Here is a 21,896-nt window from a genome sequence, read left to right on the forward strand (position 1 = left end):
AGCCCCTGCGGGGTCCGTGACTTGCCCACCGCTCGACGACGAAGGAGATCAACAAAACCAAAACCAAGGCACCGATCAACGACAACTACGCCCACGTTCCACCGGCCAAGATAGTTGTCGTCGAGCGGTCAGGATAGTTGACGCCGGCCAGGGTGACGTCAACCGAACGCGAGCGGATGACGGCGCTCGAGCGGGAGAACAAGGAACTGCGCAAGGCCAATGAGATATTGAAGCTGGCCAGCGCGTTTTTCGCCCAGGCGGAGCTCGACCGCCGACTGAAGTCGTGAAGAGATTCGTCGACGAGCATCGACAGACCTTCGGGGTCGAGTCGATCTGCAAAGTGCTGCAGATCGCCCCGTCTGGCTACTGGCGCCACGCTGCTCATCAACGCAATCCACATCTGCGCTGTGCCCGTGCCAAGCGGGACGAGGCCCTTGTGCCGCAAATCGAGCGTGTTTGGCAGGCCAACATGCGCGTCTACGGCGCTGACAAGGTGTGGAAGCAGATGAACCGCGAAGGGCTGAGGATCGCCCGTTGTACGACAGAGCGCCTGATGCGACGCCTGGGTGTTCAGGGCGTGCGCCGAGGCAAGGTGATCCGCACCACGATCAGCGACACGAAGGCGCCGTGCCCGCTGGACCGGGTCAATCGACAGTTTCGGGCCGACACGCCGAATCAGCTCTGGGTGTCCGATTTCACGTACGTCTCCACCTGGCAGGGCTGGCTGTACGTGGCCTTCGTGATCGATGTTTACGCCCGACGCATCGTAGGCTGGCGCGTCAGCACTCGGACCGCGGGTCGCAATACGTGTCGATTCGGTACACCGAGCGCTTGGCCGAAGCTGGCATCGAGCCGTCGGTGGGCAGCAAGGGCGACAGCTATGACAACGCACTGGCCGAGACAGTCAACGGGCTGTACAAGGCAGAGGTGATCCATCGCAGATCCTGGCCAACCCGCGAATCGGTCGAACTGGCAACGCTGGAATGGGTGTCGTGGTTCAACCATCACCGGTTGCTCGGACCGATCGGCTACATCCCGCCGGCTGAGGCCGAGGCAAACTACTATCGCCAACTCGCCGGTCAGGCCGCTACGGAGGATGCCTGACTTAAACCAACCGGCCTCCACGGAACCCGGGGCGGTTCATTATCCTTCGCGCGGGCCAGGGCGCAAGCCGTCGTCTCCCGCTTTGCTCAAACGTTAGGCGTCGCAATCCGCATGCTCCCCGATCCCTGGCTCAAGCGCTGGCTTCCGCTGGTACAAGAATCCAGCCGCACGGCCCCGGTGCTTGAAATTGGCTGCGGCAGCGGTGACGACACCGCTACGTTGAACGCCGCTGGCTTGGCTGTTACTGCCATCGACCTATCCGCCGCAGCTGCAGCGGCTACCAAGCGGCGCGTCCCCACTGCAATTGTCGAGTGCAGAGACGTTCGCGAACCATTTCCTGTTGCTGAAGGTGGGGCTGGTGCAGTGGTCGCCAGCCTGACCCTGCACTACTTTCCATGGTCAGAGACCGTTGGTCTGGTAGAGAGAATCCGACGCACTCTTCGGCCCAACGGCGTATTCCTGTGCCGACTCAACTCGACCGAGGACAAGAACTTCGGCGCGACCGGGCATCCAGTCATCGAGCGCAACTACTATTTGGTAGACGGCCAGCCTAAACGTTTCTTTGATGAGGCAAGCGTAGATTGCCTGTTTGAGGCCGGGTGGCATGTGCTTTCCAAGGAGCACCTTGTATCGCGAAAGTACGTCCAGCAGAAGGCGCTCTGGGAAGTTGTGCTCCGTCGCGTTGATGCCTAACCCCTCGCTCAAGCGGAGCGCCAACGGAATGCCATCTGGCCCCGGCTGGCATCTCACTCCCTGCGTGCTCATCCGTCCCGAATCAGCTGCCGATTTGTCCGCCATCCGTGCGCTCACTGCTCGAGCTTTCGCGGGCGTGCCGTACTCAGACGGCTCTGAGCCGGGCATTGTGGAGGGGCTTCGCGCCTCTCATGCGTTGGCAATCTCCCTGGTAGCTGACCATGAGGGTACCCTGGTGGGTCATGTGGCCGTCTCGGCTGTATCCATCTCCGACAACACAAGCGGCTGGTTCGGACTCGGACCCATCTCCGTCGAACCGAGCTATCAAGGTAGGGGCATTGGCTCGAAGCTCGTGCATGCCGCACTTGAAGAGCTTCGTGGCCAAGGAGCCTCGGGATGCGTTGTCCTTGGTGACCCCGCCTACTACAAGCGCTTCGGCTTTATCCACGAGCACGACCTCAAGTACCCAGGTCCGCCTGCTGAATACTTCATGGCCCTCGAGTTCGGTTCGTCGCATCCTCATGGGCTGGTCAAGTACCACGCCGCGTTCGGCGGCGTGGCCTAACCCGTCTCAAGCGGAGCGTACGGGCTTGTGTCGGTTATCCTGCGCCTTACCGGTCAAAGCCGTTGGCGCCCGCTTAGCGAGCACTAGTCGAGCAGATTGCTGAGCAATGATTTCTCTGCGGCGGCTAGCCCTCGAAAAATGTTCGGTTCTGGCTTCTCCACTCCCAAGACAAAGCGACAAAGGGTCGTCTGGTGGATCGCGTTCTGCTTGATCGTTGGCTTCGCGGCATACATTGCGTTCCGGCACGTCTGGGCATAGCACCGCGGGCGACATTCCATTGCACGTCGGATTCGTGTCGTCGCCACGCCTGGCGTGAACAATCGGAATCCGCGGCCTGACCTTTCCATCTGGCGGACGCGTTCCAGCAGGCTTGCCTGCTTCTACACTCCGCTCATGTCGAACGTTCGGCGTCAAGATTAGACAGCTCAAGATGCTCACTCCAATATCGGGCGGATGCGCCTGCGGATCGGTCCGCTACACCTGCATCAGCGAGCCGGTCGCTATGCTCAATTGCCACTGCCGAGACTGCCAAAGGGCAAGTGGCGCACCTTTCGCATCTGGCATCGTGGTTCGGACCGCAGACTTGAAGACGAGTCATGCGCCAAGTACATACTCTGTAAGTGGCAGTAGCGGTCAAGCAACGATCCGGAGCTTCTGCGGTTCTTGCGGCAGCCCGTTGTTCACCAGGGGCGAGTCGAATCCTGATTTCACTTCCATCCGGTTTCCCACGCTGGATGACACTTCCACGTTTCGGCCAATGCTCGATATATGGACATCGAGAGCGACGCAGTGGACATGCTTCGACCCGGGAATTCCACAGTTTCCCCAATCGCCATGACGGCAGCTTCGCATTGACGCCTGACCACGCGCTGAGGCGGACCCGCGCCGGCATATGGGCCGGGCGTCCGTTCGTTCTGGCCCAGCCGCCTGCCGGCGTGGGCCGCTGGGCTCACACCTCAAGCCGCTCAAGGCGCGCACCGTGACTGTCCCGCCGGCAATTCAGCCGTTCTGGCGTGAATTTGTCTCCACGATCGGGCACGATCCTGTTGACCGCTTCAACGAGGCCTTCCACTTCGATGACAACGCACCGAGCGCGGACGAGCTCGCTGGGTTGGTTCTGGCGGGCAGGAAACGGGCGACCGCGGCCCTTGCATGGGCCTACGAGTCGGCAGGCAAGGCAGTCCCGAAGGCCGGTGATCTCAGTATCGTCACCCTGTTTTCCGGAGAGCCTGTCTGCATCATCGAGACCCGGGACATCCAGATCGTGCCGTTTTCCGAGGTCGACGCAGACTTCGCAGCAACGGAAGGTGAGGGGGATGGCTCGCTCGCTTACTGGCAACGGGCCCACAGGGCGTTCTTCGGTCGCGAATGCGAGCGCCTCGGTCGTGATTTCAACATCACCGTACCTGTTGTCTGCGAGAGGTTTGCGGTTATATACCCTCGTCCTGGTGAGAATTCGACCTGACCAGTCGTCAACCGAAACACTCCGTTGCCCCGGTTGACTCCAACGTGAAGCGGCACCAAGTCGTCATCGTGACGCTTCCGCCTCGACTTCGGCGCGCTGCTGTATCCTGAGTTCTTCCTGGTACCTCATAGGTGGTCCATGAATCGCGCGGCATTCATTACCTTGCTTGCATCGCTTACCCTGGGCTGCACTACCGCGCCGCCCCTCATGTCGAATTCCGACGAGGCCGCGATCCGGGAATTGGAAGAACGAGAGCGTGATGCTGTCTTGAATCGTGACACTGCTGCTCTCGTGCAGTTGTGGTCAGAGCGGTTTGCAGTCAATACGCCAGCCAACCAAGTTTCACCTGACCGGAACGCTGTGCTGAATCGCATGCGCCAAGGCTTGATTCACTATTCCCGGTTTGAGCGGCGGATCGAGTTGGTCCGGGTCCATGGCGACATCGCCGTCGTCATGGGTGGGGAGACGATTCAGGCCACTGGCGCAGCGCCCATGACGGGCCAGACCGCGGAGCGCCGCTTCAGCCACATATGGCACCAGGAAGGCGGCGCATGGCGCTTGGTCGCCAGGCACGCGAACGTCATCGCTCCGCCTGCTTCGCGGTAAGTTCAATGTGCCGCCTAACCGCTCTGCAAGGACTTCCCTCCTGGTCGATGGAGGTGTGAATCCGTTGTTGTTTGCCGGCGCGCCCCCCTGATGTCGAACTTCGTTCATCGCCAATTGCCACCGATCCGTGCGCTTCTCCTGGGCTTCGCGGCACTGTTGTTCGCTTTGCTTGGTGCGGCTGTCCCGGTCTTGTTCACGCCGCAGATGGTGGTCATCGGCGGCGGCGCCGCGCCTCTCGAGTCACGTGCAGCGATTTCGCGCGAAGAGATGGACGCGCGAACCCGAAGCGCAGAGGCCGAGTTGGCGGCCGTGCGCGCACAAGCCGATGACGTCGGATTTGCTGCCGTGCTTCGGCGAGACGTCGCACGGTACCTTGCGGTCTTCGGGCCCGTTGCGCTTCTTGTGTTCGCTTGGCCACTCGGCAAGGTCCCTGCCAAACAGATCGGTGGCTTTGCGGCGCCCGTGAGCGGGGCAATGTTCCTGCTCGGCCCGAGCGAACTCGGGCTGGTACTGCTTTCGCTGTCGCTCTCTGTGCTGGTTCTTTTCAGGCGCGTGTAGCTGCGGCAGGTTATTCTTGCGCCCGCCCAGCCCGAAAGTCAGGCCGCCCATGACAGGCATTGCAGACCGCGTCGCCTTGAGAGAGATCACCGCAGACACGGTACGGGCGGTGACCGGACTCGCGGTCACCGAATACCAGAACCGCTTTGTCGCACCGAATGCGGTGTCGTTGGCGCAGGCGCTTTTTGCGCCGGAGGCCTGGTACAGGGCGATCTACCTCGATGAGCAGCCGGTGGGATTCGTCATGCTGTCCGACGAATCGCTGCGTGAGCCGCTGCCAGACAAGCCGGAGGTCGGGGTCTGGCGCTTCATGGTGGATGCGAAGCATCAGCACAAGGGCATTGGCAGGGCGGCGATGCTGCTCGTCATCGAGCACGTGCGCAGCAAGGGGTTCAAGAAGCTGGCCCTCTCCTACGTGCCGGCAGACGGCGGCCCCGAACCGTTGTACCTGTCGCTTGGCTTCCGTCCGACCGGTGCAGTGGACGAAGGCGAAGTCGTGATGGAACTGCAGCTTGATGCGAGTGCGGGCTGACCATCGTGCATGCGGAGAGCCAGTTGAACCTCGTCAAGCCCACCGGAACCGGCCCCGGCGGGGGAGCTTTCATGCATCCGAGTGACTTGAACTTTTCCGAGATCGATGTCGCGACCGGATCAGCCGACGTCGCCTCGTTCCTGGCTGCTCATGCCTGGCCCTTCCACACGCTGCCAAGGCTTGATCTTGCTGCGGCAGCGAGCGTGCCGCTGGGCCCGCCTGATCAGGTGCGAAGCTTCTGGATCAGCCAGCATGGCAAGAGAATCGGTGTCATCCGCCTGCTCGATCTCGACGACGTGGCGGATGGCAGCGTTCGGTTCGATCTGCGCGTTGCCGAAGAATCGCGTGGTCGCGGAGTCGGCCGGCACACGGTCTGCTGGCTCACGGACACGCTTTTTCGCGACTACCCGTCGCTTCACCGGATCGAAGCGACCACCCGATTCGACAACTTGCCGATGCGGCGAGCGCTCGAAGCAAACGGGTATCGGCTCGAAGGCAGGCTCCGCGAGACCTGGCCGTCCGCAGACGGGGTTCGCCATGACACCGCACTATATGGCCGGCTGCGCAGCGACACCCGGCCGGACGCCGAGGCGTGATGTCTTGAACGGCATGCGGGAAAGTTCGAGAATCGCCTCGCGTTGCAAGGTGCAGCAGTGTCACAGCCAGGAATTGTCGAAGTCGATCCGCAGGGCGTCACCAGGGCGGCACACCTGCAAGGCCTTGCCAGAACGGTGCTCGCTGAGCTCGGGCGCAGGGCTATGCACGAATCGAACCCTTCGGTCCATACGCCGGTGATCCGACCAGCGTTTGTTTCGAGAAACTGCTGCAGAGTGAGCGCAACGCTTGAGCTGGCAAAAACGTCGACTTCGGACCATGCGCACGGCCATCATCGGTAACGCGGGCTCGGGGAAGTCGACGCTGGCGACCGCCATTTCGGGTGCGGCCCGGATCGCCGTCCTCGACCTCGACACCATCTTCTGGGCGCGCGATGCGGTGGCGGTGCCACGTCCCCACGAATCGGTAATGCGAGATCTGCACGAGTTCTGTGCAGAGCACCCGGAGTGGGTCATCGAGGGCTGTTACGGCCGGCTGATCGAAGCCGTTCTTGACTATCAGCCGCATCTGCTGTTTCTGCACCCGGGCAGGGAGACCTGCCTGGCCAACTGTCGCGCGCGGCCGTGGGAGCGGCACAAGTACAGATCGAAGGCAGAACAGGACACCCAGCTCGACACCTTGCTCGCCTGGGTGTCGAGCTACTACGATCGAGACGACCACATGTCGCTCCAGGGCCACCAGGCCATCTTTGACGGCTATCAGGGTCCGAAGCAGTTGCTGACCCGATTGCCCCGACTTGCCCGGTAGCGTGCAGCGCAAACAAGACGCCGCGCTGCGCTTCGCTCGGTTGAATCCCCAGGCCGCGCGGGTAGCATCAATGTTCGGCAGCCATGGAGGGTGCAGATGACCGTTCGACGCATCGTGGCCAACATCCAGACCGGCAATCCGGCCCTGGCCAAAAAGTTCTACGCGGACATCCTCGGGCTGGAGCTGCTGATGGACAAGGACTGGATACGGACGTATGGATCGGGCGCGAAGATGTCGGTGCAGGTCAGCTTCATGAGCGAGGGTGGATCGGGCACACCGGTGCCCGATTTGTCGATCGAAGTCGATGACGTCGACAGCATTCTTGAAAAGTTCAAGGCGGCCGGATTCGACATCGCGTACGGGCCGGTTGTCGAGCCCTGGGGTGTGCGCCGCTTCTTTGTCCGAGACCCGTTCGGGCGGCTTGTCAATGTGCTGTCGCACGTGATGGCTTGAGAAGATCTTCTGCGGCGATGTGAACCACGAGCAAGGCGCATGAGCAAACAGGCGATTGCTGAACTACCCGGCCTCGGCCCCAAGTCCCAAGCCATGCTGGCGGGCGCCGGAATCACGAGTGTTGCGCAGCTCAGGCGGCTTGGCTCGGTTCGCGCGTATGCGATGGTCAAGGCAACGGGAACAAACGCGAGCCTGAACCTGCTGTGGGCGATCGAAGGCGCACTCACCGGCCTTGCCTGGCAGGTGGTTGCCAGAGAGCACAGGCTGAGCCTGCTGCTTGCCCTCGAGGATCTGGACCGCGATGTCTGAGCCTTCCAGCCCGCGGGGCTTCACTGACGAAGCCAGCGCAGCAGTCATTCGTCGCGCGGTCGAATCCGATGCGCAGAGCCTGCTGGCGCTGCGGGAAGCACTGTTCGCCGAGTCCGACTACCTGCTGTGGGAACCCGGCGAATCGCGCGTCAAGGTCGAAGAGGAGCGCAAGCGCCTTCGCAGCCTTGACGGCGCCGGCAATTCGATCTGCCTGGTTGCCGTGCTCGACGGTGTTCCAGTGGGTTTCCTCAACGCGATCGGCTTCCAGGTCAACCGCCTTGCGCACGCGACGAAGCTGGCGCTGGCCGTCCGGCGCAGCCATTGGGGCAAGGGCATTGGTGCCGCACTGCTCGGTGAAGCGATGGCCTGGTCGCGCGCTGCCGGACTCGTCAGGGTCGAGCTGACGGTACACACCTCCAACCACAGGGCGATTGCACTCTACAGGCGCTTCGGCTTCGAGGTAGAAGGCCTGCGCCGCAGCTCGCTGCGTGTGGCAGGACGCGCTGTCGACGAATACCTGATGTCGGTCATCCATGCGGCCCCGGTGCCGGCAGACACGCCCGCAACATGCGGCCAGTCGGTCTCCGAGCTGGTCCTCCGACCGGCCGTGCCCGATGACGCGCTGTGCCTGTCGGTGCTGGCGATGCAGGTTTTCCTGGATACCTACGCCACGCAGGGCATTCGCCGGGCGGTTGCGCGAGAAGTGCTTACCGGCTACTCCGAGCAAGCGTTTTCCATCGCCATCGCGAACGAGCGGGCCCGGATCTGCGTCGCGGAGATGGCCGCGCATCTGGTCGGGTTCGCGCACGTCACCATCGGTGAATCGCATCAGCTGGCGCCGGCAGGTGCGCAGTCCGAACTGCTGCGCCTGTATGTCCAGGAACCGTTCACCGGCAGGCATGTCGGCACACAACTCCTCGCCGAGGCGGAACGACTGGCCGTCGCAGCCGGATCCGACGTGTTGTGGCTCACCCCCTGGGTCCACAACCACCGCGCGCTTGGCTTCTACCGACGCCGCGGCTATGCAGACTGTGGGCAGACCTGCTTTGTCTTCGAGGGCGAGTCGCATGAAAATCGGCTTTATGCAAAGCGCATTGCCCCTCCGGACGGGTCTGCATGAGCGCTGCCCGAACTGACAGGCCATGCTCTGTCGAGACGTACTGATGCTCTTCGAAATCAACGACTTGCTGCTTTTCACTTCCGCCGCGATCGCGCTGAACCTGACGCCCGGCGCGGACATGCTGTTCTGCCTGGCGCAGGGGGCACGATCGGGGCCGAAGGTCGGTGTGGCAGCGAGCATCGGCATCTCGACTGGCGCACTGATCCATACCGTTCTCGCCGCGCTGGGTCTGGCCGCGCTGCTGGCCACGCATCCCGTTTTCTTCGAGGCGCTGCGCTGGGGCGGGGTGGGCTATCTGATCTGGCTGGCGATCCAGGCGTTTCGGAGCCGCCCGATAGAGGTGTCGGGCAACCAGGCTGGCTCGTACGGCGCGATCCGCGCCTGGCGCGAAGGAACGCTGGTCAACTTGCTGAATCCGAAGGTCGCGGTATTCATCCTCGCGTTCGTACCTCAGTTCGTCGACCCCGCGCGCGGCTCCAGTGTCGTCCAGTTCCTGATCCTCGGCGGCATCCTGATTGCCGGTGGAACGCTGGTGAACGGCCTGGTCGGTATTCATGCCGGAAAGGTCGGGCGCTTGCTTCAGCGCAATGAAAAGGCGGGCAGGGTCTTTCAGTGGATTTCCGGATTTGTTTTCATCGGCCTTGCGGCACGATTGGCATTCGAGAGGCGTTGAGGCGCATTGGAATGGCTGAACTGAAAACCAGGGCCACGGATGCCAGCGTCGAGGACTACATTGCCTCGCGGGCGAAAAGGGAGCAGATCGGCGATTGCATGGCCCTGATGGCGTTGTTGACGCGGGTCACCGGGCAGCAGCCGAAGATGTGGGGACCGAGCATCGTCGGCTACGGCTCATACGGGTACAGCTGCGGGAGCGGCGGAACCGGCGAGATGTGCCGGACAGGCTTCGCTCTTCGAGGGCGCGAACTCGTCGTCTACCTGCTTGCCGAAGGTGATGAACAGCAGGCGCTGCTGGCCCGGCTCGGCAAGCACAGGATGGGCAAGTCATGTCTGTACTTCAAAAGGCTCGCCGAGATCGACATCAAGGTGCTGGAGCAGCTGATCGTCGGCTCGCTCGCGCAGCTCGAAAGCCGGTATGCCTGAACAGCCGGGCCGCAGCAACTCATCAACTTGATCGATGGAGGGAGCGATGAATGGTCAATGCCTTTGTGGTGCAGTCGGCCTGTCTTCGCCGCCGGCCCGGGAGATCGGTGCATGTCACTGCGGCTTCTGCCGAAGATGGGGAGGCGGGCCGCTGCTTGCCGTCCACTGCGGCCCCGATGTCAAGTTCGAAGGTGGCGAACACATTGCTGTCTATCCGTCCTCGGATTGGGCAGAGCGGGCCTTCTGCAAGAGGTGCGGGTCGCATCTGTACTACAAGCTGCTGGCTACTGGCGAGTATTTCGTTCCGGCCGGGCTGTTCGATTCGAACGACTTCGAGATGGCCTCGCAGATCTACATCGACAAGAAGCCGGACTATTACGCCTTTGCCAACCGCACACCGATGCTGACCGAGCAGCAGGTCATCGAGCAGTTTTCTCCTCCGGCTGGCGATGGTTGACCTCGGGTTCAGTTTCCGCAAACGCAAAACAGGCGAGGTGCAGGTCCTGCATCGAGGTGTCCTGGCCAGCACGTTGCGCGGTGCGGGTGCGGAAGATTTCCTGCACGAGGTTGCCGCGTTGTCGCAGGGCGAAGCACAGCAGCTGATGGCTCGTGTCACCGGCAACTACAAGCGCGGCAACGAGCGACTGGCCGGGGAACACCCACGAAACCGGCGCTAGGTCCGGCTGCATTTTTTCTATCATCCTCGGCGCACGGACGCGCCGCTTGTGGCCGCTCTCCCGTACGACGACAACGCCAGATGGCTTACGACGCAGGTCTTGCGCAGCGCATTCGTGAAGTCCTCGGGGACCGACCCGGCGTCTCCGAGCGGGCGATGTTCGGTGGCCTGGCCTTTCTCGTCGACGGAAAGATGTTTGTGGGCGTCCACGAGTCGACGCTGATGGCCCGGGTCGGCGCGGAACGTCACGAAGATGCGCTCGCCGTGCCTCATGTGCGGCCGATGGACTTCACCGGCCGGCCGATGAAGGGTTATGTCTACGTGGACGCGCCCGGTCTGCGCGAAGACAAGGACCTGCAAGCCTGGGTCCGCTGGTGCGTCGAGCATGTCGCGGCATTGCCGGCGAAGAAGGGCAAGGCCAAGGGCCGAACAGTTTTGGTGGCGCCGCCCCGTGAGTGACATGCAACTCGTCTGGCCTGCTGCCGAGCACCTGCCGTCGCACGTTGCCGCGCTGGCAAGCGGCTGGTCGGCGGACAATGTCAGAGGCGCTGCCGCTGCCGCAGAAGAACTCGAACGAATCGAAAAGGACCCTGCCGCTTTTGTCGCCAGCATGGTCGATCGGGAGGCGAAGGGGGAGCCGGTCAAGCTGCCGGATGGCTCGCTGGTCAATCGCCTTCCCGGGTTCAGGCGCTGGATGTGGGACGGCGAGTTCTGCGGCGTCATCGGCTTTCGCTGGCAGCCGGGTACCGAAGCGCTTCCGCCGCATTGTCTCGGCCACATCGGTTATGCGGTGGTTCCGGCCAGACGCAATCGAGGCTTCGCAACCGCGGCCTTGCTGGCAACGCTGCCGCTGGCGAAGGCGGAAGGGCTTCGCTTTGTCGAACTGACGACCGATGCCGACAACCTCGCATCGCAGCGAACGATCGTCAAGGCCGGAGGCGTGCTCCAGGAGCACTTCGTCAAGCCGGAGCAGTTCGGCGGCAAGCCAGGTGTCCGCTATCGCATTGTCTTGTGATGACGCCACCATCCACGCAGCTGTCGTTTGATGCCGAGCTCGAGAACTGGGCCGAAGGCATGGACTATTGCGCTGTTCGTGTACCCGCCGAGATCACCGCAGCGGTGGGCACGAGGGGCCCGGTACTGGTTCTGGCGAAAGTGAACAACTCGGAACCGTTCCAGGTGAGCCTCTTTCCGGTCGGCGGTGGGGTTCATTACATGCGGATCAAGGCCAGGCTTCGCCAGCAGATGGGCATCGGCACAGGCGATCGCATTCATGTGCACATCACGGTGCTCGATCGTGCAGATGTCGAGACTCCGGAAGATCTGCTGGCCGCGCTCGCGGCCGAAGGTGTGTCCGAGGCATTCGAGTCGCTGCCGCCCGGGAAAAAGAATTTCATCGTTCGCCGGATCAACGAGGCCGTCAAGCCGGCGACCCGGCAAGGGAGAATCCAGGAGGGTGTATTGGCGGCACACCAGCGCAGAGAGAAGTTGAGCGACAAGGATTCACGACAGTGATCCTCGCGCCGCCGCCCGCATTACCGAATGCCGGCCAGCAAATCATGCGCCAAGACAATATTCCTTCGGTGGTCGCCGTCGACCAGGTGTTTGCTGCGGCCTCCGCCGGAACCAGGACCGTCGCCGAAGCCTTGTACGCCCTCGTCCTGCGTGTGCATCCGCACGCTCACATACTGGCCTGGCCGAAACAGCGAATCATCAGCTTCGGCGTCGGCCCGAAAAAGATGTCCCAGCACCATGCCTACATCGCCATCCAGTCGGCCCATGTCAACCTCGGGTTCTACATCGGCACGTCGCTTCAGGATCGGTCGAAGCTGCTCGAAGGGACCGGCAAGAACCTGCGTCATGTGAAGTTGCGCAGCGTCGAGGAAGCGAGGGCGCCTGCGGTCCGGGCGCTGATCGAGACCGCTTTTCAAGAGCGCCGCGCGGCAGCCTGTGTTGCGAGGTGAACGTGTCTGCAGTTTCCCTCCTTCAAACAGCGATGCCTGGCCACGTCGCGCAAGTCATTCGATGGAGAACTTTTCGATGCTGATTCACGGAAGTTGCCACTGCGGCAACATCAGGTTCAAACTCGACTGGCAGCCCGAGCCGAGCGAGATCCCCGCGCGCGCCTGCTCGTGCTCGTTCTGTGTCAAGCATGGGGGCGTGTGGACTGCATGCCCCGCCGGGACGCTGCAGGTCGACGTCAGCGACGGGCGCAGGCACAGCAGATATGCCTTCGGCACCAAGACCGCCGACTTCCACATCTGCGCGAGCTGTGGCGCGGTACCGCTGGTCACCAGCGAGATCGACGGCAAGACCTTCGCGGTCGTCAGTGTCAATGCGATGGACGATGTCGACCCCGCGTTGCTGAGGCGGCAGCCGGTCTCGTTTGATGGAGAGGACGAGACGGCCCGGCTTGCCAGACGGGCCAGCGGCTGGATTGCTGATGTCCGGGTCAGGTTGGGCGAGTCTTGATCGGAAACACCATGCACCACGGTTCCTGTCTTTGCCGAAGCATCCGGTTCACGGTGTCCGGCGAACTCGAAGCGCCGTTCGCGTGCCACTGTTCGCAATGCCGGAAACAGTCCGGCCACTTCTTTGCCTCGACCAATGTCCGGCGCGACCGGCTGCAGATCACCGGGGAGGAACATCTTGCCTGGTTCCAGTCTTCGCCAAAGGTCCGGCGCGGCTTCTGCTCGAAGTGCGGGTCGTGGCTGTTCTGGGATCCACCGGCCAAGGAATGGACGTCGATTGCCATGCGTGCCTTCGACAAACCGACGTCCACGCGCCTGCAACGGCACATCTTCGTCGCGGACAAGGGCGACTACTACGACATTGCCGACGGCCTGCCGCAAAACGAGCACTAGTGCGGTCGCCGTGATTGCACCTGAGCACGGGGTGGCAGCACACAAGCCCCGCCGAATCGGAGAACTACAGCATGGATGAACTGTCCGGCGGCTGCCTTTGCGGCCAGGTCAGGTTGGTCGCATCCGGCCGGCCCTACCGGGTCGGCGTTTGTCACTGCCTCGACTGCCGCAAGCAGCATGGCGCGCTGTTCCACGCGTCGGCGGTTTACCCGCAAGAGGCCGTGACGGTCGATGGTGAGACCAGCAGCTATGCCGGCCGGCATTTCTGTCTGCGTTGCGGATCGTCCGTCTTCTCGCGCAGCGCGGACGAAATCGACGTGAACCTCGGTGCGCTCGATGCGCCCGACCAGTTGATGCCGACCTACGAACTCTGGACAGTCCGCCGCGAGTCCTGGTTGCCGCCATTTCCGCTCGCCAGACGATATCAGCGGGATCGCGACGCAACGAGCCGCTTCGAGGAGTAGGCCCCGGTGGTCGGTGTCGGCCGAGCTGCCGCTGACGCGCAGAACCCTCGCAGCGCGCGCTACATTCCGTTCGGCGCGGAACAGAATTGCCGAACCGTCGCCCCGCTCACCCTTCGAAGTCACGGTCTCATGCCCTTTCAGATTGCAGCGCTCTCCGAGGCTCACTTCGTGCAGCTGCATGCAGTGGCCGATGCCGTCGCCCGCGAGGCGCGTTATCTGGCGATGACCGAGGCTCCCCCGTTTCAGGAGGCTGCCGCCTTTTATCGATCGGTCCTCGCGACGGGCCAGTGCCATGTCGCGCTCGACGCAGGCGCCGTGGTGGGCTGGTGCGATGTGCTGCCGGTATTTGGCGAGTCGCGCCGGCACGTCGGGGTGCTCGGCATCGGGCTCGCGAAGGAATGTCGCGGCCGAGGGCTCGGCGGCGCCTTGCTTCGCGCAGCCATCGATGCCGCCTGGGCGCGGGGTCTCACACGCATCGAGCTGACGGTGCGGGAGGACAACGGCAATGCGCGCCGCCTCTATGAAAAAGCAGGTTTCCTGCACGAGGGCATCCATCGCCGATCCTTTCTGGTCAACGGTCGGTATGTCGACGCTTGCGCGATGGCCTTGTTGAAGTCCGATGGCGTCTGAGCCCTTCTTCTCGCGCGAGCTGAACGGTTACCGAGATGTCACGCCGATCGACCGAGTCCTGTTCTCGTCGTGGCATCGCCGGACCGCCACGTCGGTGCGCCGTGCCTGACGCCCCAACGCGGGTATTACCGGTACAAGGCCTCCCGGATGCGGCTGATCAGCTGCGTGCTGGAAGCACGGGCGCAGGCCCTGCTCGATGAATATGTGCGCCGCACCGGCTTGCGGCAGCATCTGGCCGCGCCTGCCGGTTGAGCGACCGCGGGCTGAATCAGGGTCGCGGTCGGCCGGGAGGGCGCGGCCGCCACCCCGGGATCACGCGGGATTGCCAGCCGCATGCCGTCAGCGTGAAAATCGGTCCGCCTGTCGGCCGCGATTGGGAGGAAACCATGTCGATCGAAGCGACGCGTGAAACGATGAGCCGCTATTTGGGCTCCGCCCATTCGGACGTCAGCATGATGGCCGACGACGTCGTGTTCACTGCGATGGCCACGGGCCAGCAGTACACCGGGCGCGAAGCGGTGCTCGGCATGCTGCACCACTTCTATCGCGTCGCATTCGACGCGACCGCAGAGACCAGGGTGACGCTGTTCGGGGAGTCGAACGCGATGGTCGAGGGACGCTTCGTCGGCAAGCACATCGGAGAGTTTGCCGGCGTGGCGGCAACCGACCGGATGGTCGATGTGCCGGTATGTGTCGTCTACGACCTGGACGGCGACAAGATCAGGGCGGGGCGCATCTATTTCGAGATGCCGGTGCTGCTGCAGCAACTCGGCGTTGCCTTTGCGTCGTAGCCCGCAGATGCCTGCTGGTGAGCACGCCGTGCAGATTGACGCCGACCAATGACGTCGGAAGCCGGATCCGATGGAAAAGCGATGCGAGCGTCGGTGAGCCTGGACGAACTGCAAGCCGCGGTCGAATGGGTCAGTGCCGGTGAGGTGGCCGCGCTCGACAGCGAGGCCTTTGTCTCTCGGGCGACCGGTCAGATCCTGTGGGTGGGCGAAGGTATCGACGAAGAGCCGCCGGAAGATATCGAGGACGAGGACTTGTACCTCCCGGTGCCCGGCAAAAGCGAGTTCGATCTCGGTCGACCGGTCGCCCTCCGCTTCGTTGCAGAACACCTGCCTGCCGAACTGGAGACGGTGCAGATGATTTTTCGCAAACGTGGCGCGTTTTCGAGGTTCAAGGCGCTGCGCGCGCAAGCAGGTCTGCTCGATGCCTGGCACGCCCATGAACAGTCTGTGGTCGAAGCGGCCTTGCGCGAATGGTGCGAAGACAACGACCTGGATGTCGTTCCATAGTCGCTGGCAACGCGTACCGGTTCGCCGGCGCAGAAGGGCAGCGCATTCCATGCCTCGCGGGGCGCCCCTCGGAGGCCCGCCACAAGGCCGCTCGGGCGCGCCGCACGTTTGCGTCGAGCCGAACGGCGAGGCATCATCAGACGGCCAATCACCGATTGACCCGCGCAGCATTCGACGTCGCGGGGGCGCCTCGTGATCACACCGTGTCGCGGCGCACATGGAGGGGGAAAAATGGGAAAGTCCTCGACCGGCCTGCCGGATTCGCTGAAGACCAGGATCGAATCGCTGTCGGGCATGAACCTCGACGACGTACGCGTCCACTACAACTCGCCGAAGCCGGCGCAACTCGGCGCCAGCGCCTTCACCAGCGGCAATCACATCCATCTGGGCCCGGGGCAGCAAGGTCAACTGGCTCATGAAGCCTGGCATGTCGTCCAGCAGGCAAAGGGGCGGGTGTCTCCGACTGGCCGCAGCCATATCGGCCTCGGCAACGACGACGCCGCACTCGAGGTCGAGGCCGATCTGCTGGCCAGGCGGACGCCAGGGTAGCCGCGGCGGCGGTGCCGCACCGGCGCAGAATCGAGGAGGGCATCAAGGCGTCCGCGGTCGTGCTGGTGGCCTTGAGCCCGCATTCGGCCGGCTCGGCCTATGTGACATTCGAATGGGCCTATGCATTGGGCTTCGGCCGGCCAGTGATCACGCTGAAGCTTGCCGATTGCGCGATCCACCCGCGCCTCGAACCGGCCAACACGGCACAGACCACGTGCCGTGTTTGATAATCCGTGTCGCTCGCGGGACGACGAGGCCGACCTTGTGGCTTCATTGCCAGGCACGCTGCGTCCTGCCGCTGCCAACGGGAGAGTCTGTTGATCGAAAAATTGTTCACCCGCGCGCCTTCCGGCGGACCGATGATCGAGCATCAGACCGTCCGCGTGGTTGCCGGCGCCGGCATCGAAGGCGATCGGTATTTCGACTGCCACGACGAGCCGGGCCAGAACATCACGCTCGTCGAGGCCGAGGTGATCGAGGGTTTTCTCGCGCAGCACCAGCGCGCGCACGACCTGTCGGTGACCGGCAGAAACCTCGTCACCCGCGGCGTCCGTCTGAATGAGCTGGTTGGCAGGGAATTCTCGATCGGCCCGGTGCGCCTGCGAGGCATCGAACTGTGTGACCCGTGCCGGCTGCTCGGTGAATCGCTGGCCAGCACGACCCTGCCGGCTGCCGAGGTCGTCAGGCAGTTCGTCCGGCGCGGGGGGCTGCGGGCCGACGTGTTGTCGTCCGGAGAAATCGCCGTCGGCGCCCCGCTGGAACGCGCCCGCTGATTCGTCAACGCCAAGTTCGGGACCACATCCATGCGCCTGTTCATCTCCTTGACCGCCGCACTTTTCGTTACGCTCCTTGCCGGCTGCGCCGGCCATTCGCACTACGCCGGACTCGAAGGCCGGGAGATCAAGGCACTGTCGGCACAGGAAATCGACGGGCTGCGCCAGGGCCGCGGCATGAGCCTCGCGCTGGCCGCCGAACTGAACGGCTACCCGGGGCCGCTGCATGTGCTGGAACTGGGTGATCGGCTGGCGCTGACGGGCAGCCAGCGCAGCGCGACGCAGGCGCTGTACGACCGCATGAAGGCTGCCGCGGTCGCCGCTGGCAGCGATGTCATCAGCGCGGAGCGCGAACTCGATCGCCTGTTTGCCAGCCGGACGATCGACGAGGCGAAACTCGATGCAGCACTGGCGCGTGTCGCGAACGCGCAGGCGAGGCTGCGCGGCGCCCATCTGCAGGCGCATCTCGAGCAGCTGCGCATCCTCACACCGGAGCAGGTTCGCATCTACAACCAGCTGCGAGGCTACCGGTCGTGAGGCCGGCGGCTTGCAGGATGCGCAGCCGGTCCCCGGTCGCGCCGACGCCGGCGCGGCCGCGATGCCCATGCACTGACCGGAGCTGACGACGATGGACATCGCTGCCGCGCTGCCAGAACATGCCCGCGGCATTGCCGCCGTCCATGTGCGCTCGTGGCAGGCGGCCTACGCCGGGATCCTCGAGCCGGATTTTCTCGATGGCCTGTCGATCGACAAGCGGGCGGCGGCCTGGAGCGAGATCCTGCAGAAAACCGAATCGCGGACCCTGGTCGCGAGCCTGGGCGATCAGGTTGCCGGCTTCGTCAGCCACGGGCCTTGCCGTGATGCCGATGGCGAAAACCGCGGCGAGGTCTGGGCCCTCTATGTCGAACCCGGCTCGTGGCGGCAGGGCATTGGCCAGGCGCTGCTGGCCGCAGCGCTGCGCGAACTGCGCACCGCTGGCCAGCAAGAGGTTTCGCTGTGGGTGCTCAGCGCCAACCGACGCGGCCTGGACTTTTATCTGCAGTGCGGATTCACCCGGGTCGACGGCAGCGAAAAACGTTTCGAACTCGGCGGCCGCGAGGTCGAGGAAGTCCGCCTGCAATTGCGCAATGCTGCCTGATCCGCGAACATCGGTGCCTTGTTTTTCACGACACCGCTGACGCCGCATGCCCGACCCGACACCCTACGATCCCGATTCGCCTCCCTCCAGCGCCGAATGGCGCGGCGCGTCGGAGGCCGATCGACTGCAACGCGTGATCGCCTTTCACCGGGCCCACCCGATCAAGGCCGGCAGTGTGCAGGCGCATGCCGGCATCCACGTCATCGTCGAGAACCAGTTGGCGAAGCCGCACCAGGCGACGGTGAAGGCGCTCGCGCGGCTGCAGCAAGCCGGCCTGTCGCGCCATGAGGCGGTGCATGCGATCGGCTCGGTGTACGCAAAGGAGATTTATGGCGTGTTGCGCAATCAGGGTCGGCCGGCCGCACAAGACGACGATCCGCAGGCGCGGATCGACGCGGCGATCGACGCGATCGATGCGCAAGCCTGGTTGAACGCGCACTCCGACTGATCGCAACGCGGCGCACGCGAGAGGCGGCTCCGGGGCAGAATGCCGCGATGCACATCGCCATCCTCACCTTCCAGGGCTTCAACGAGATCGACTCGCTGCTTGCGCTCGGCATCCTGAACCGGATCAAGAAACCGGATTGGCGGGTCACGATCTGTTGTCCGGAAGTGGAAGTGACGTCGATGAACGGGCTCGCGGTGAAGGCGCAGTCGATGCTCGAAGACGCTGCGGGCGCCGATGCGGTGCTGGTTGGCAGCGGCACCAGGACCCGCGAGGTCGTCGCGTCGCCACAGCTGATGTCGAGGCTGCGGCTCGATCCGCGCCGGCAACTGATCGCCGCGCAATGCTCCGGCACGCTGATCCTGGCCAGGCTCGGCCTGGTCGATGGCATTGCGGCCTGCACCGATCTGACGACCAGACCGTGGGTGCAGGAGGCCGGCGTCGAGGTGCTGGACCAGCCCTTCTTCGCCAACGGCAACATTGCCACCGCCGGCGGCTGCCTCGCGTCGCCGTACCTTGCCGCCTGGATCATCGCGCGCAGCGAAGGCGTCGAGGCCGCAGCGGCGGCGCTGCATTACGTCGCGCCGGTCGGTGAGAAGGACGCCTATGTCGGCCATGCGATGCGCCAGATCACGCCCTACCTGGAGAAGTGACGGCGCGCCGCGCGTCTGCCGCGCGAGCCGACATCCCGGCAACCGACAACACCCATCGTTCTCCCTCCGCCACCATGCCGACTGCTGCCGACATCACCGCGTTTCTCGCCAAGGAATTCCCGCAGACCAAATGCACCGTCGAATCGGTCGGCGATTGCGCCGCGACGGTCAGGCATGAAGTCGGCGTCGCCGAGCTGCGGCCCGGTGGCACGGTGTCGGGGCCAGTGCTGATGGAGGTGGCCGACGTCGCCCTGTATGTTGCGATCCTCGGCGAAATCGGCATCGTGCCGCTGACGGTGACGACCAACCTGAACATCAATTTTCTGCGCATGCCGTCGAGCAAGGCGGCGATCGTCGGCGTCTGCAAGCTGCTGAAGATCGGCAGGTCGCTCGCGGTTGGCGAGGTCAGCCTGTATTCCGAGGGCAGCGATGCGCCCGTCGCGCACGTCGTTGGCACCTATTCGATTCCGCCTTCGGCGCGCGCTTCGGCGGCACCGTCGACCGGCCCGGCATCGTGACAACCGGCGTGCGGAACAGCTGGGCGCCCGTCGGCGGCGAGGCCGGCCGAAACTGCGGCCGCGCAGCGCGGCGGCGGGACTCCGGAAAGCGCTGCGCCATCGATTGCTTGTGCCAGACAGGAGGTCAGAGATGCTCGAATTGCTGAACCCAGCCGATATTCACGCGCCGGTCGGCGCCTACTCGCATACGGCCGTCGTGCCGGCCGGGACGCAGCTCGTGTTTGTCGCAGGGCAGGTCGGCATGCGGCCGGACGGCAGCGTGCCAGCGGACTTGGCAGGGCAGGCCGATGTGTTGTTCCAGAACCTGCGCGCCTGCCTCGCGGCGCATGGCGCCGGGATCGAGTCGATCGTCAAGCTGACCGCCTTCGTCGTGGCCGGGCAGGATATCCGGGTGATGCGCGAAGTCCGCGAACGCCACTTCGGCGCCCACCGGCCGGCGTCGACGGCGGTATTCGTGTCGCAGCTTGTCAGCCCGGACTTCCTGCTCGAGATCGAGGCGGTCGCGGTGAAGGGCGGGTGAGCCGTCTGGCAACGCCGATGGCTGCCGGCACGACGCTCCGCATCGGCCTGATCTCCGATACCCACGGGCTGCTGCGCCCGGACGTTGCCGCGTTCCTGAGCGGCAGCGACCACATCATCCATGCTGGCGACATCTGCGACCCGGTGATCCTCGAGCAACTCGCCGCGCTGGCGCCGCTGACCGCAGTGCGTGGCAACAATGACCGCGGCGCCTGGGCCGACGGCCTCGCGGCAACGGCATCGCTGCAAGTCGGCGGGGTCGGCATCCATGTCGTGCACGATCTGGCCGACCTCGGACCGGCGCCGCTCGACCCGGTCGTGCAAGTCGTCGTATCCGGCCATTCGCACAAGCCCCGCGTCGAGCGCGAAGGGCCGGTGCTCCATGTCAATCCGGGCAGCGCCGGGCCGCGCCGCTTCAAGCTGCCGATCGCCGCGGCCGAACTGCTGATCGAGCGCGGCGTGGTGGTCGCCCGGATCACCGAGTTTTCCGGCCGCGCGCCGAGTTGACGGCGGGCGTCGATCCGGCGTCGATCAGCCCGATCGCTCGACCACCACCTCGCTGAACTGCAGCAGCGGCGGCTGGTCGGTGTAGTTCGGTATGTCGCCGAGGATTTCCTTCGCGTGCGGGCCGAAGGCGGACTGGAATGCCTCGACCGATTCGCAGAAGATGTGACACATCGCGATGTAGGTCGGCGGATCGCCCGGTTTGCCGCCGGCCAGCCCCTTGTCGACCGTGTAGTAGAGGCAGGCATCGCCCATGCGCTGCTTCAGCAGCGGCATGTGCTTGTCTCGGTAATAGGCGTGGTCGAAACGCGCGCCCGGGGCGTTCGCATACATGACGCTGACCTTGATCATGTGGTTCCTCCCAGTGTCGAACAAGCGGCGCCGGAAGCCCGGTATGGCGACGGGTCTGCCACTTGCGAGCGACAGAATGCACCAAACGGCTGCAGCTTGGAAGCGGCCGGTCGCGGCCATCGTCTGCAATACGGTGCGGGGCACGCCCGTCCTGCCGTTCGTCAATAATCCGACCGCCTACGCCGCGCACACTTCTTCGACTGTCAGCCCGGGAGTCCACGATGCTTGAACTGCGTCCGAATTGCGAGCATTGCAACAAGCCGCTGCCGCCGGCGTCGCCGGAAGCGCGGATCTGCTCGTTCGAATGCACGTTCTGCGCCGCCTGCGTCGATGGCCTGCTGGCCAATGTCTGCCCGAACTGCGGCGGCGGGTTCGTGCCGCGGCCGATCCGGCCATTCAACGACTGGAAAGGCGGCAACCACCTCGGCAAATACCCGGCGAGTACGACGGTGAAGCATCGGCCGGTCTCGGCCGAGGCCCATGCGCAGTTTGCGGCGCAGCTGCGTGGTATCCCGCCCGAGCAGCGTTAGCCATCACAGGCCACCGGGACGGCAGTGCCCGGCGGATGGCGACCGGAAGCCCGCCGAGCGGCCCCTGGCGGCGCCTGCTGGTCGAGCAACTGGCAAGACACCGGGTCCGTTCCGAC

The 21,896-nt window shown here is 64.2% G+C and carries 39 protein-coding genes, 1 pseudogene and 1 other annotated feature; of the genes and pseudogenes, 38 read left to right on the forward strand and 2 right to left on the reverse strand.

All coding sequences use genetic code 11. The annotated features are described in order from the left end of the window. Window positions 1-152: 152 nt before the first annotated feature. From ACNH6H_RS15455 to ACNH6H_RS15530, 16 genes and pseudogenes are all read left to right on the forward strand, one after another. Window positions 153-1,104: pseudogene (locus ACNH6H_RS15455) on the forward strand (IS3 family transposase); the annotation flags it as partial. Beyond that, window positions 242-358: a sequence feature (AL1L pseudoknot), on the forward strand. It overlaps the preceding pseudogene by 117 nt. 111 nt (window positions 1,105-1,215) lie before the next feature. Next, window positions 1,216-1,797 carry a class I SAM-dependent methyltransferase gene (locus tag ACNH6H_RS15460; protein ID WP_418318878.1) on the forward strand — a complete coding sequence of 194 codons (582 nt, stop codon included), beginning with the start codon at window positions 1,216-1,218 and terminating at the stop codon, window positions 1,795-1,797. A 64-nt stretch (window positions 1,798-1,861) separates the two neighbouring features. Next, a complete protein-coding gene (locus ACNH6H_RS15465) occupies window positions 1,862-2,362 on the forward strand; it encodes a GNAT family N-acetyltransferase (RefSeq protein WP_418318880.1) in 501 nt (166 codons plus the stop codon). A gap of 502 nt (window positions 2,363-2,864) precedes the next feature. Then, a complete protein-coding gene (locus ACNH6H_RS15470; protein WP_418321343.1) occupies window positions 2,865-3,200 on the forward strand; it encodes a GFA family protein in 336 nt (111 codons plus the stop codon). 141 nt (window positions 3,201-3,341) lie between these two features. Beyond that, complete coding sequence (locus tag ACNH6H_RS15475) at window positions 3,342-3,827, forward strand: ASCH domain-containing protein (protein WP_418318882.1); 486 nt, start codon at window positions 3,342-3,344, stop codon at window positions 3,825-3,827. 138 nt (window positions 3,828-3,965) lie between these two features. Next, window positions 3,966-4,433, forward strand: coding sequence for a nuclear transport factor 2 family protein (locus ACNH6H_RS15480; protein ID WP_418318883.1), 468 nt, complete (start codon window positions 3,966-3,968; stop codon window positions 4,431-4,433). Window positions 4,434-4,523: 90 nt separating this feature from the next. Then, on the forward strand, window positions 4,524-4,991 hold the full coding sequence (locus ACNH6H_RS15485; protein WP_418318884.1) for a hypothetical protein: 468 nt from the start codon (window positions 4,524-4,526) through the stop codon (window positions 4,989-4,991). A gap of 76 nt (window positions 4,992-5,067) precedes the next feature. Continuing rightward, the gene (locus ACNH6H_RS15490; protein WP_418318885.1) at window positions 5,068-5,523 is read left to right on the forward strand and encodes a GNAT family N-acetyltransferase; all 456 of its coding nucleotides are present in this window, start codon (window positions 5,068-5,070) and stop codon (window positions 5,521-5,523) included. A gap of 23 nt (window positions 5,524-5,546) precedes the next feature. Beyond that, on the forward strand, window positions 5,547-6,119 hold the full coding sequence (locus ACNH6H_RS15495; RefSeq protein ID WP_418318887.1) for a GNAT family N-acetyltransferase: 573 nt from the start codon (window positions 5,547-5,549) through the stop codon (window positions 6,117-6,119). A gap of 277 nt (window positions 6,120-6,396) precedes the next feature. After that, window positions 6,397-6,885 carry a hypothetical protein gene (locus ACNH6H_RS15500; protein ID WP_418318889.1) on the forward strand — a complete coding sequence of 163 codons (489 nt, stop codon included), beginning with the start codon at window positions 6,397-6,399 and terminating at the stop codon, window positions 6,883-6,885. A gap of 96 nt (window positions 6,886-6,981) precedes the next feature. Continuing rightward, a complete protein-coding gene (locus ACNH6H_RS15505; RefSeq protein ID WP_418318890.1) occupies window positions 6,982-7,338 on the forward strand; it encodes a VOC family protein in 357 nt (118 codons plus the stop codon). 39 nt (window positions 7,339-7,377) lie between these two features. After that, window positions 7,378-7,647: a TfoX/Sxy family protein gene (locus ACNH6H_RS15510; RefSeq protein ID WP_418318891.1), complete on the forward strand. Its 270-nt coding sequence runs from the start codon at window positions 7,378-7,380 to the stop codon at window positions 7,645-7,647. Continuing rightward, entirely contained in the window at window positions 7,640-8,767 is a 1,128-nt protein-coding gene (locus tag ACNH6H_RS15515) for a GNAT family N-acetyltransferase (RefSeq protein ID WP_418318892.1), read from the forward strand. The genes ACNH6H_RS15510 and ACNH6H_RS15515 overlap by 8 nt, the downstream gene beginning before the upstream one ends. A 43-nt stretch (window positions 8,768-8,810) precedes the next feature. Next, on the forward strand, window positions 8,811-9,440 hold the full coding sequence (locus tag ACNH6H_RS15520; protein ID WP_418318894.1) for a LysE family translocator: 630 nt from the start codon (window positions 8,811-8,813) through the stop codon (window positions 9,438-9,440). Between the two features lie 11 nt (window positions 9,441-9,451). Then, window positions 9,452-9,868, forward strand: coding sequence for a DUF1801 domain-containing protein (locus ACNH6H_RS15525; protein ID WP_418318896.1), 417 nt, complete (start codon window positions 9,452-9,454; stop codon window positions 9,866-9,868). A gap of 46 nt (window positions 9,869-9,914) precedes the next feature. Next, window positions 9,915-10,325 carry a GFA family protein gene (locus ACNH6H_RS15530; RefSeq protein ID WP_418321345.1) on the forward strand — a complete coding sequence of 137 codons (411 nt, stop codon included), beginning with the start codon at window positions 9,915-9,917 and terminating at the stop codon, window positions 10,323-10,325. On the opposite strand, the gene ACNH6H_RS15535 is transcribed toward ACNH6H_RS15530, so the two are convergent. Further along, on the reverse strand, window positions 10,288-10,557 hold the full coding sequence (locus ACNH6H_RS15535) for a hypothetical protein (RefSeq protein WP_418318898.1): 270 nt from the start codon (window positions 10,555-10,557) through the stop codon (window positions 10,288-10,290). The two genes, ACNH6H_RS15530 and ACNH6H_RS15535, sit on opposite strands and share 38 nt — an antisense overlap. A 68-nt stretch (window positions 10,558-10,625) precedes the next feature. Between ACNH6H_RS15535 and ACNH6H_RS15540 the strand changes: the two genes are divergently transcribed. From ACNH6H_RS15540 to ACNH6H_RS15640, 21 genes are all read left to right on the forward strand, one after another. After that, window positions 10,626-11,003: a TfoX/Sxy family protein gene (locus ACNH6H_RS15540; RefSeq protein ID WP_418318900.1), complete on the forward strand. Its 378-nt coding sequence runs from the start codon at window positions 10,626-10,628 to the stop codon at window positions 11,001-11,003. Between the two features lies 1 nt (window position 11,004). Next, entirely contained in the window at window positions 11,005-11,559 is a 555-nt protein-coding gene (locus ACNH6H_RS15545; RefSeq protein ID WP_418321347.1) for a GNAT family N-acetyltransferase, read from the forward strand. Further along, window positions 11,559-12,059 carry a YdeI/OmpD-associated family protein gene (locus ACNH6H_RS15550; RefSeq protein ID WP_418321349.1) on the forward strand — a complete coding sequence of 167 codons (501 nt, stop codon included), beginning with the start codon at window positions 11,559-11,561 and terminating at the stop codon, window positions 12,057-12,059. The genes ACNH6H_RS15545 and ACNH6H_RS15550 overlap by 1 nt, the downstream gene beginning before the upstream one ends. Then, the gene (locus ACNH6H_RS15555; protein WP_418318901.1) at window positions 12,056-12,508 is read left to right on the forward strand and encodes a DUF1801 domain-containing protein; all 453 of its coding nucleotides are present in this window, start codon (window positions 12,056-12,058) and stop codon (window positions 12,506-12,508) included. Before ACNH6H_RS15550 ends, ACNH6H_RS15555 begins: the two co-directional genes overlap by 4 nt. Window positions 12,509-12,704: 196 nt before the next feature. Further along, a complete protein-coding gene (locus ACNH6H_RS15560; protein WP_418318903.1) occupies window positions 12,705-13,016 on the forward strand; it encodes a hypothetical protein in 312 nt (103 codons plus the stop codon). An 11-nt stretch (window positions 13,017-13,027) separates the two neighbouring features. Further along, window positions 13,028-13,408 carry a GFA family protein gene (locus tag ACNH6H_RS15565; protein WP_418318905.1) on the forward strand — a complete coding sequence of 127 codons (381 nt, stop codon included), beginning with the start codon at window positions 13,028-13,030 and terminating at the stop codon, window positions 13,406-13,408. A 71-nt stretch (window positions 13,409-13,479) separates the two neighbouring features. Beyond that, window positions 13,480-13,872: a GFA family protein gene (locus ACNH6H_RS15570; RefSeq protein WP_418318907.1), complete on the forward strand. Its 393-nt coding sequence runs from the start codon at window positions 13,480-13,482 to the stop codon at window positions 13,870-13,872. 6 nt (window positions 13,873-13,878) lie between these two features. After that, a complete protein-coding gene (locus tag ACNH6H_RS15575) occupies window positions 13,879-14,502 on the forward strand; it encodes an N-acetyltransferase family protein (RefSeq protein ID WP_418318909.1) in 624 nt (207 codons plus the stop codon). A 69-nt stretch (window positions 14,503-14,571) separates the two neighbouring features. Continuing rightward, window positions 14,572-14,754 (forward strand): hypothetical protein, encoded by a 183-nt coding sequence (locus ACNH6H_RS15580; protein ID WP_418318911.1) that lies wholly within the window; start codon window positions 14,572-14,574, stop codon window positions 14,752-14,754. 134 nt (window positions 14,755-14,888) lie between these two features. After that, a complete protein-coding gene (locus tag ACNH6H_RS15585; protein WP_418318913.1) occupies window positions 14,889-15,293 on the forward strand; it encodes an ester cyclase in 405 nt (134 codons plus the stop codon). A 48-nt stretch (window positions 15,294-15,341) separates the two neighbouring features. Next, window positions 15,342-15,800 carry a hypothetical protein gene (locus tag ACNH6H_RS15590; protein ID WP_418318915.1) on the forward strand — a complete coding sequence of 153 codons (459 nt, stop codon included), beginning with the start codon at window positions 15,342-15,344 and terminating at the stop codon, window positions 15,798-15,800. A 231-nt stretch (window positions 15,801-16,031) separates the two neighbouring features. Further along, on the forward strand, window positions 16,032-16,349 hold the full coding sequence (locus ACNH6H_RS15595; protein WP_418318917.1) for a DUF4157 domain-containing protein: 318 nt from the start codon (window positions 16,032-16,034) through the stop codon (window positions 16,347-16,349). Between the two features lie 11 nt (window positions 16,350-16,360). Further along, the gene (locus ACNH6H_RS15600; protein WP_418318919.1) at window positions 16,361-16,576 is read left to right on the forward strand and encodes a toll/interleukin-1 receptor domain-containing protein; all 216 of its coding nucleotides are present in this window, start codon (window positions 16,361-16,363) and stop codon (window positions 16,574-16,576) included. Between the two features lie 90 nt (window positions 16,577-16,666). Further along, window positions 16,667-17,122, forward strand: a complete 456-nt coding sequence (locus ACNH6H_RS15605) for an MOSC domain-containing protein (RefSeq protein WP_418318921.1) — start codon at window positions 16,667-16,669, stop codon at window positions 17,120-17,122. A gap of 30 nt (window positions 17,123-17,152) precedes the next feature. Next, window positions 17,153-17,659, forward strand: coding sequence for a Spy/CpxP family protein refolding chaperone (locus ACNH6H_RS15610; RefSeq protein ID WP_418318923.1), 507 nt, complete (start codon window positions 17,153-17,155; stop codon window positions 17,657-17,659). A gap of 91 nt (window positions 17,660-17,750) precedes the next feature. Further along, entirely contained in the window at window positions 17,751-18,260 is a 510-nt protein-coding gene (locus ACNH6H_RS15615; protein WP_418318925.1) for an N-acetyltransferase family protein, read from the forward strand. A 46-nt stretch (window positions 18,261-18,306) separates the two neighbouring features. Next, window positions 18,307-18,708, forward strand: coding sequence for a hypothetical protein (locus tag ACNH6H_RS15620; protein WP_418318927.1), 402 nt, complete (start codon window positions 18,307-18,309; stop codon window positions 18,706-18,708). Between the two features lie 47 nt (window positions 18,709-18,755). Beyond that, entirely contained in the window at window positions 18,756-19,358 is a 603-nt protein-coding gene (locus tag ACNH6H_RS15625; RefSeq protein ID WP_418318929.1) for a DJ-1/PfpI family protein, read from the forward strand. Window positions 19,359-19,432: 74 nt separating this feature from the next. Then, window positions 19,433-19,876 carry a PaaI family thioesterase gene (locus ACNH6H_RS15630; protein ID WP_418318931.1) on the forward strand — a complete coding sequence of 148 codons (444 nt, stop codon included), beginning with the start codon at window positions 19,433-19,435 and terminating at the stop codon, window positions 19,874-19,876. A gap of 130 nt (window positions 19,877-20,006) precedes the next feature. Next, entirely contained in the window at window positions 20,007-20,396 is a 390-nt protein-coding gene (locus tag ACNH6H_RS15635; protein WP_418318933.1) for a RidA family protein, read from the forward strand. Between the two features lie 17 nt (window positions 20,397-20,413). After that, entirely contained in the window at window positions 20,414-20,902 is a 489-nt protein-coding gene (locus ACNH6H_RS15640) for a metallophosphoesterase family protein (RefSeq protein ID WP_418321351.1), read from the forward strand. A 24-nt stretch (window positions 20,903-20,926) separates the two neighbouring features. Here the strand turns inward: ACNH6H_RS15640 and ACNH6H_RS15645 are convergent, their stop codons facing one another. After that, window positions 20,927-21,250: an EthD family reductase gene (locus tag ACNH6H_RS15645; RefSeq protein WP_418318935.1), complete on the reverse strand. Its 324-nt coding sequence runs from the start codon at window positions 21,248-21,250 to the stop codon at window positions 20,927-20,929. Between the two features lie 221 nt (window positions 21,251-21,471). Between ACNH6H_RS15645 and ACNH6H_RS15650 the strand changes: the two genes are divergently transcribed. Further along, window positions 21,472-21,780 (forward strand): DUF1272 domain-containing protein, encoded by a 309-nt coding sequence (locus ACNH6H_RS15650; RefSeq protein ID WP_418318937.1) that lies wholly within the window; start codon window positions 21,472-21,474, stop codon window positions 21,778-21,780. Window positions 21,781-21,896: the final 116 nt, after the last annotated feature.

The organism is Pseudideonella sakaiensis, assembly GCF_048320135.1.
GTDB lineage: Bacteria > Pseudomonadota > Gammaproteobacteria > Burkholderiales > Burkholderiaceae_C > Ideonella_A > Ideonella_A sakaiensis_A.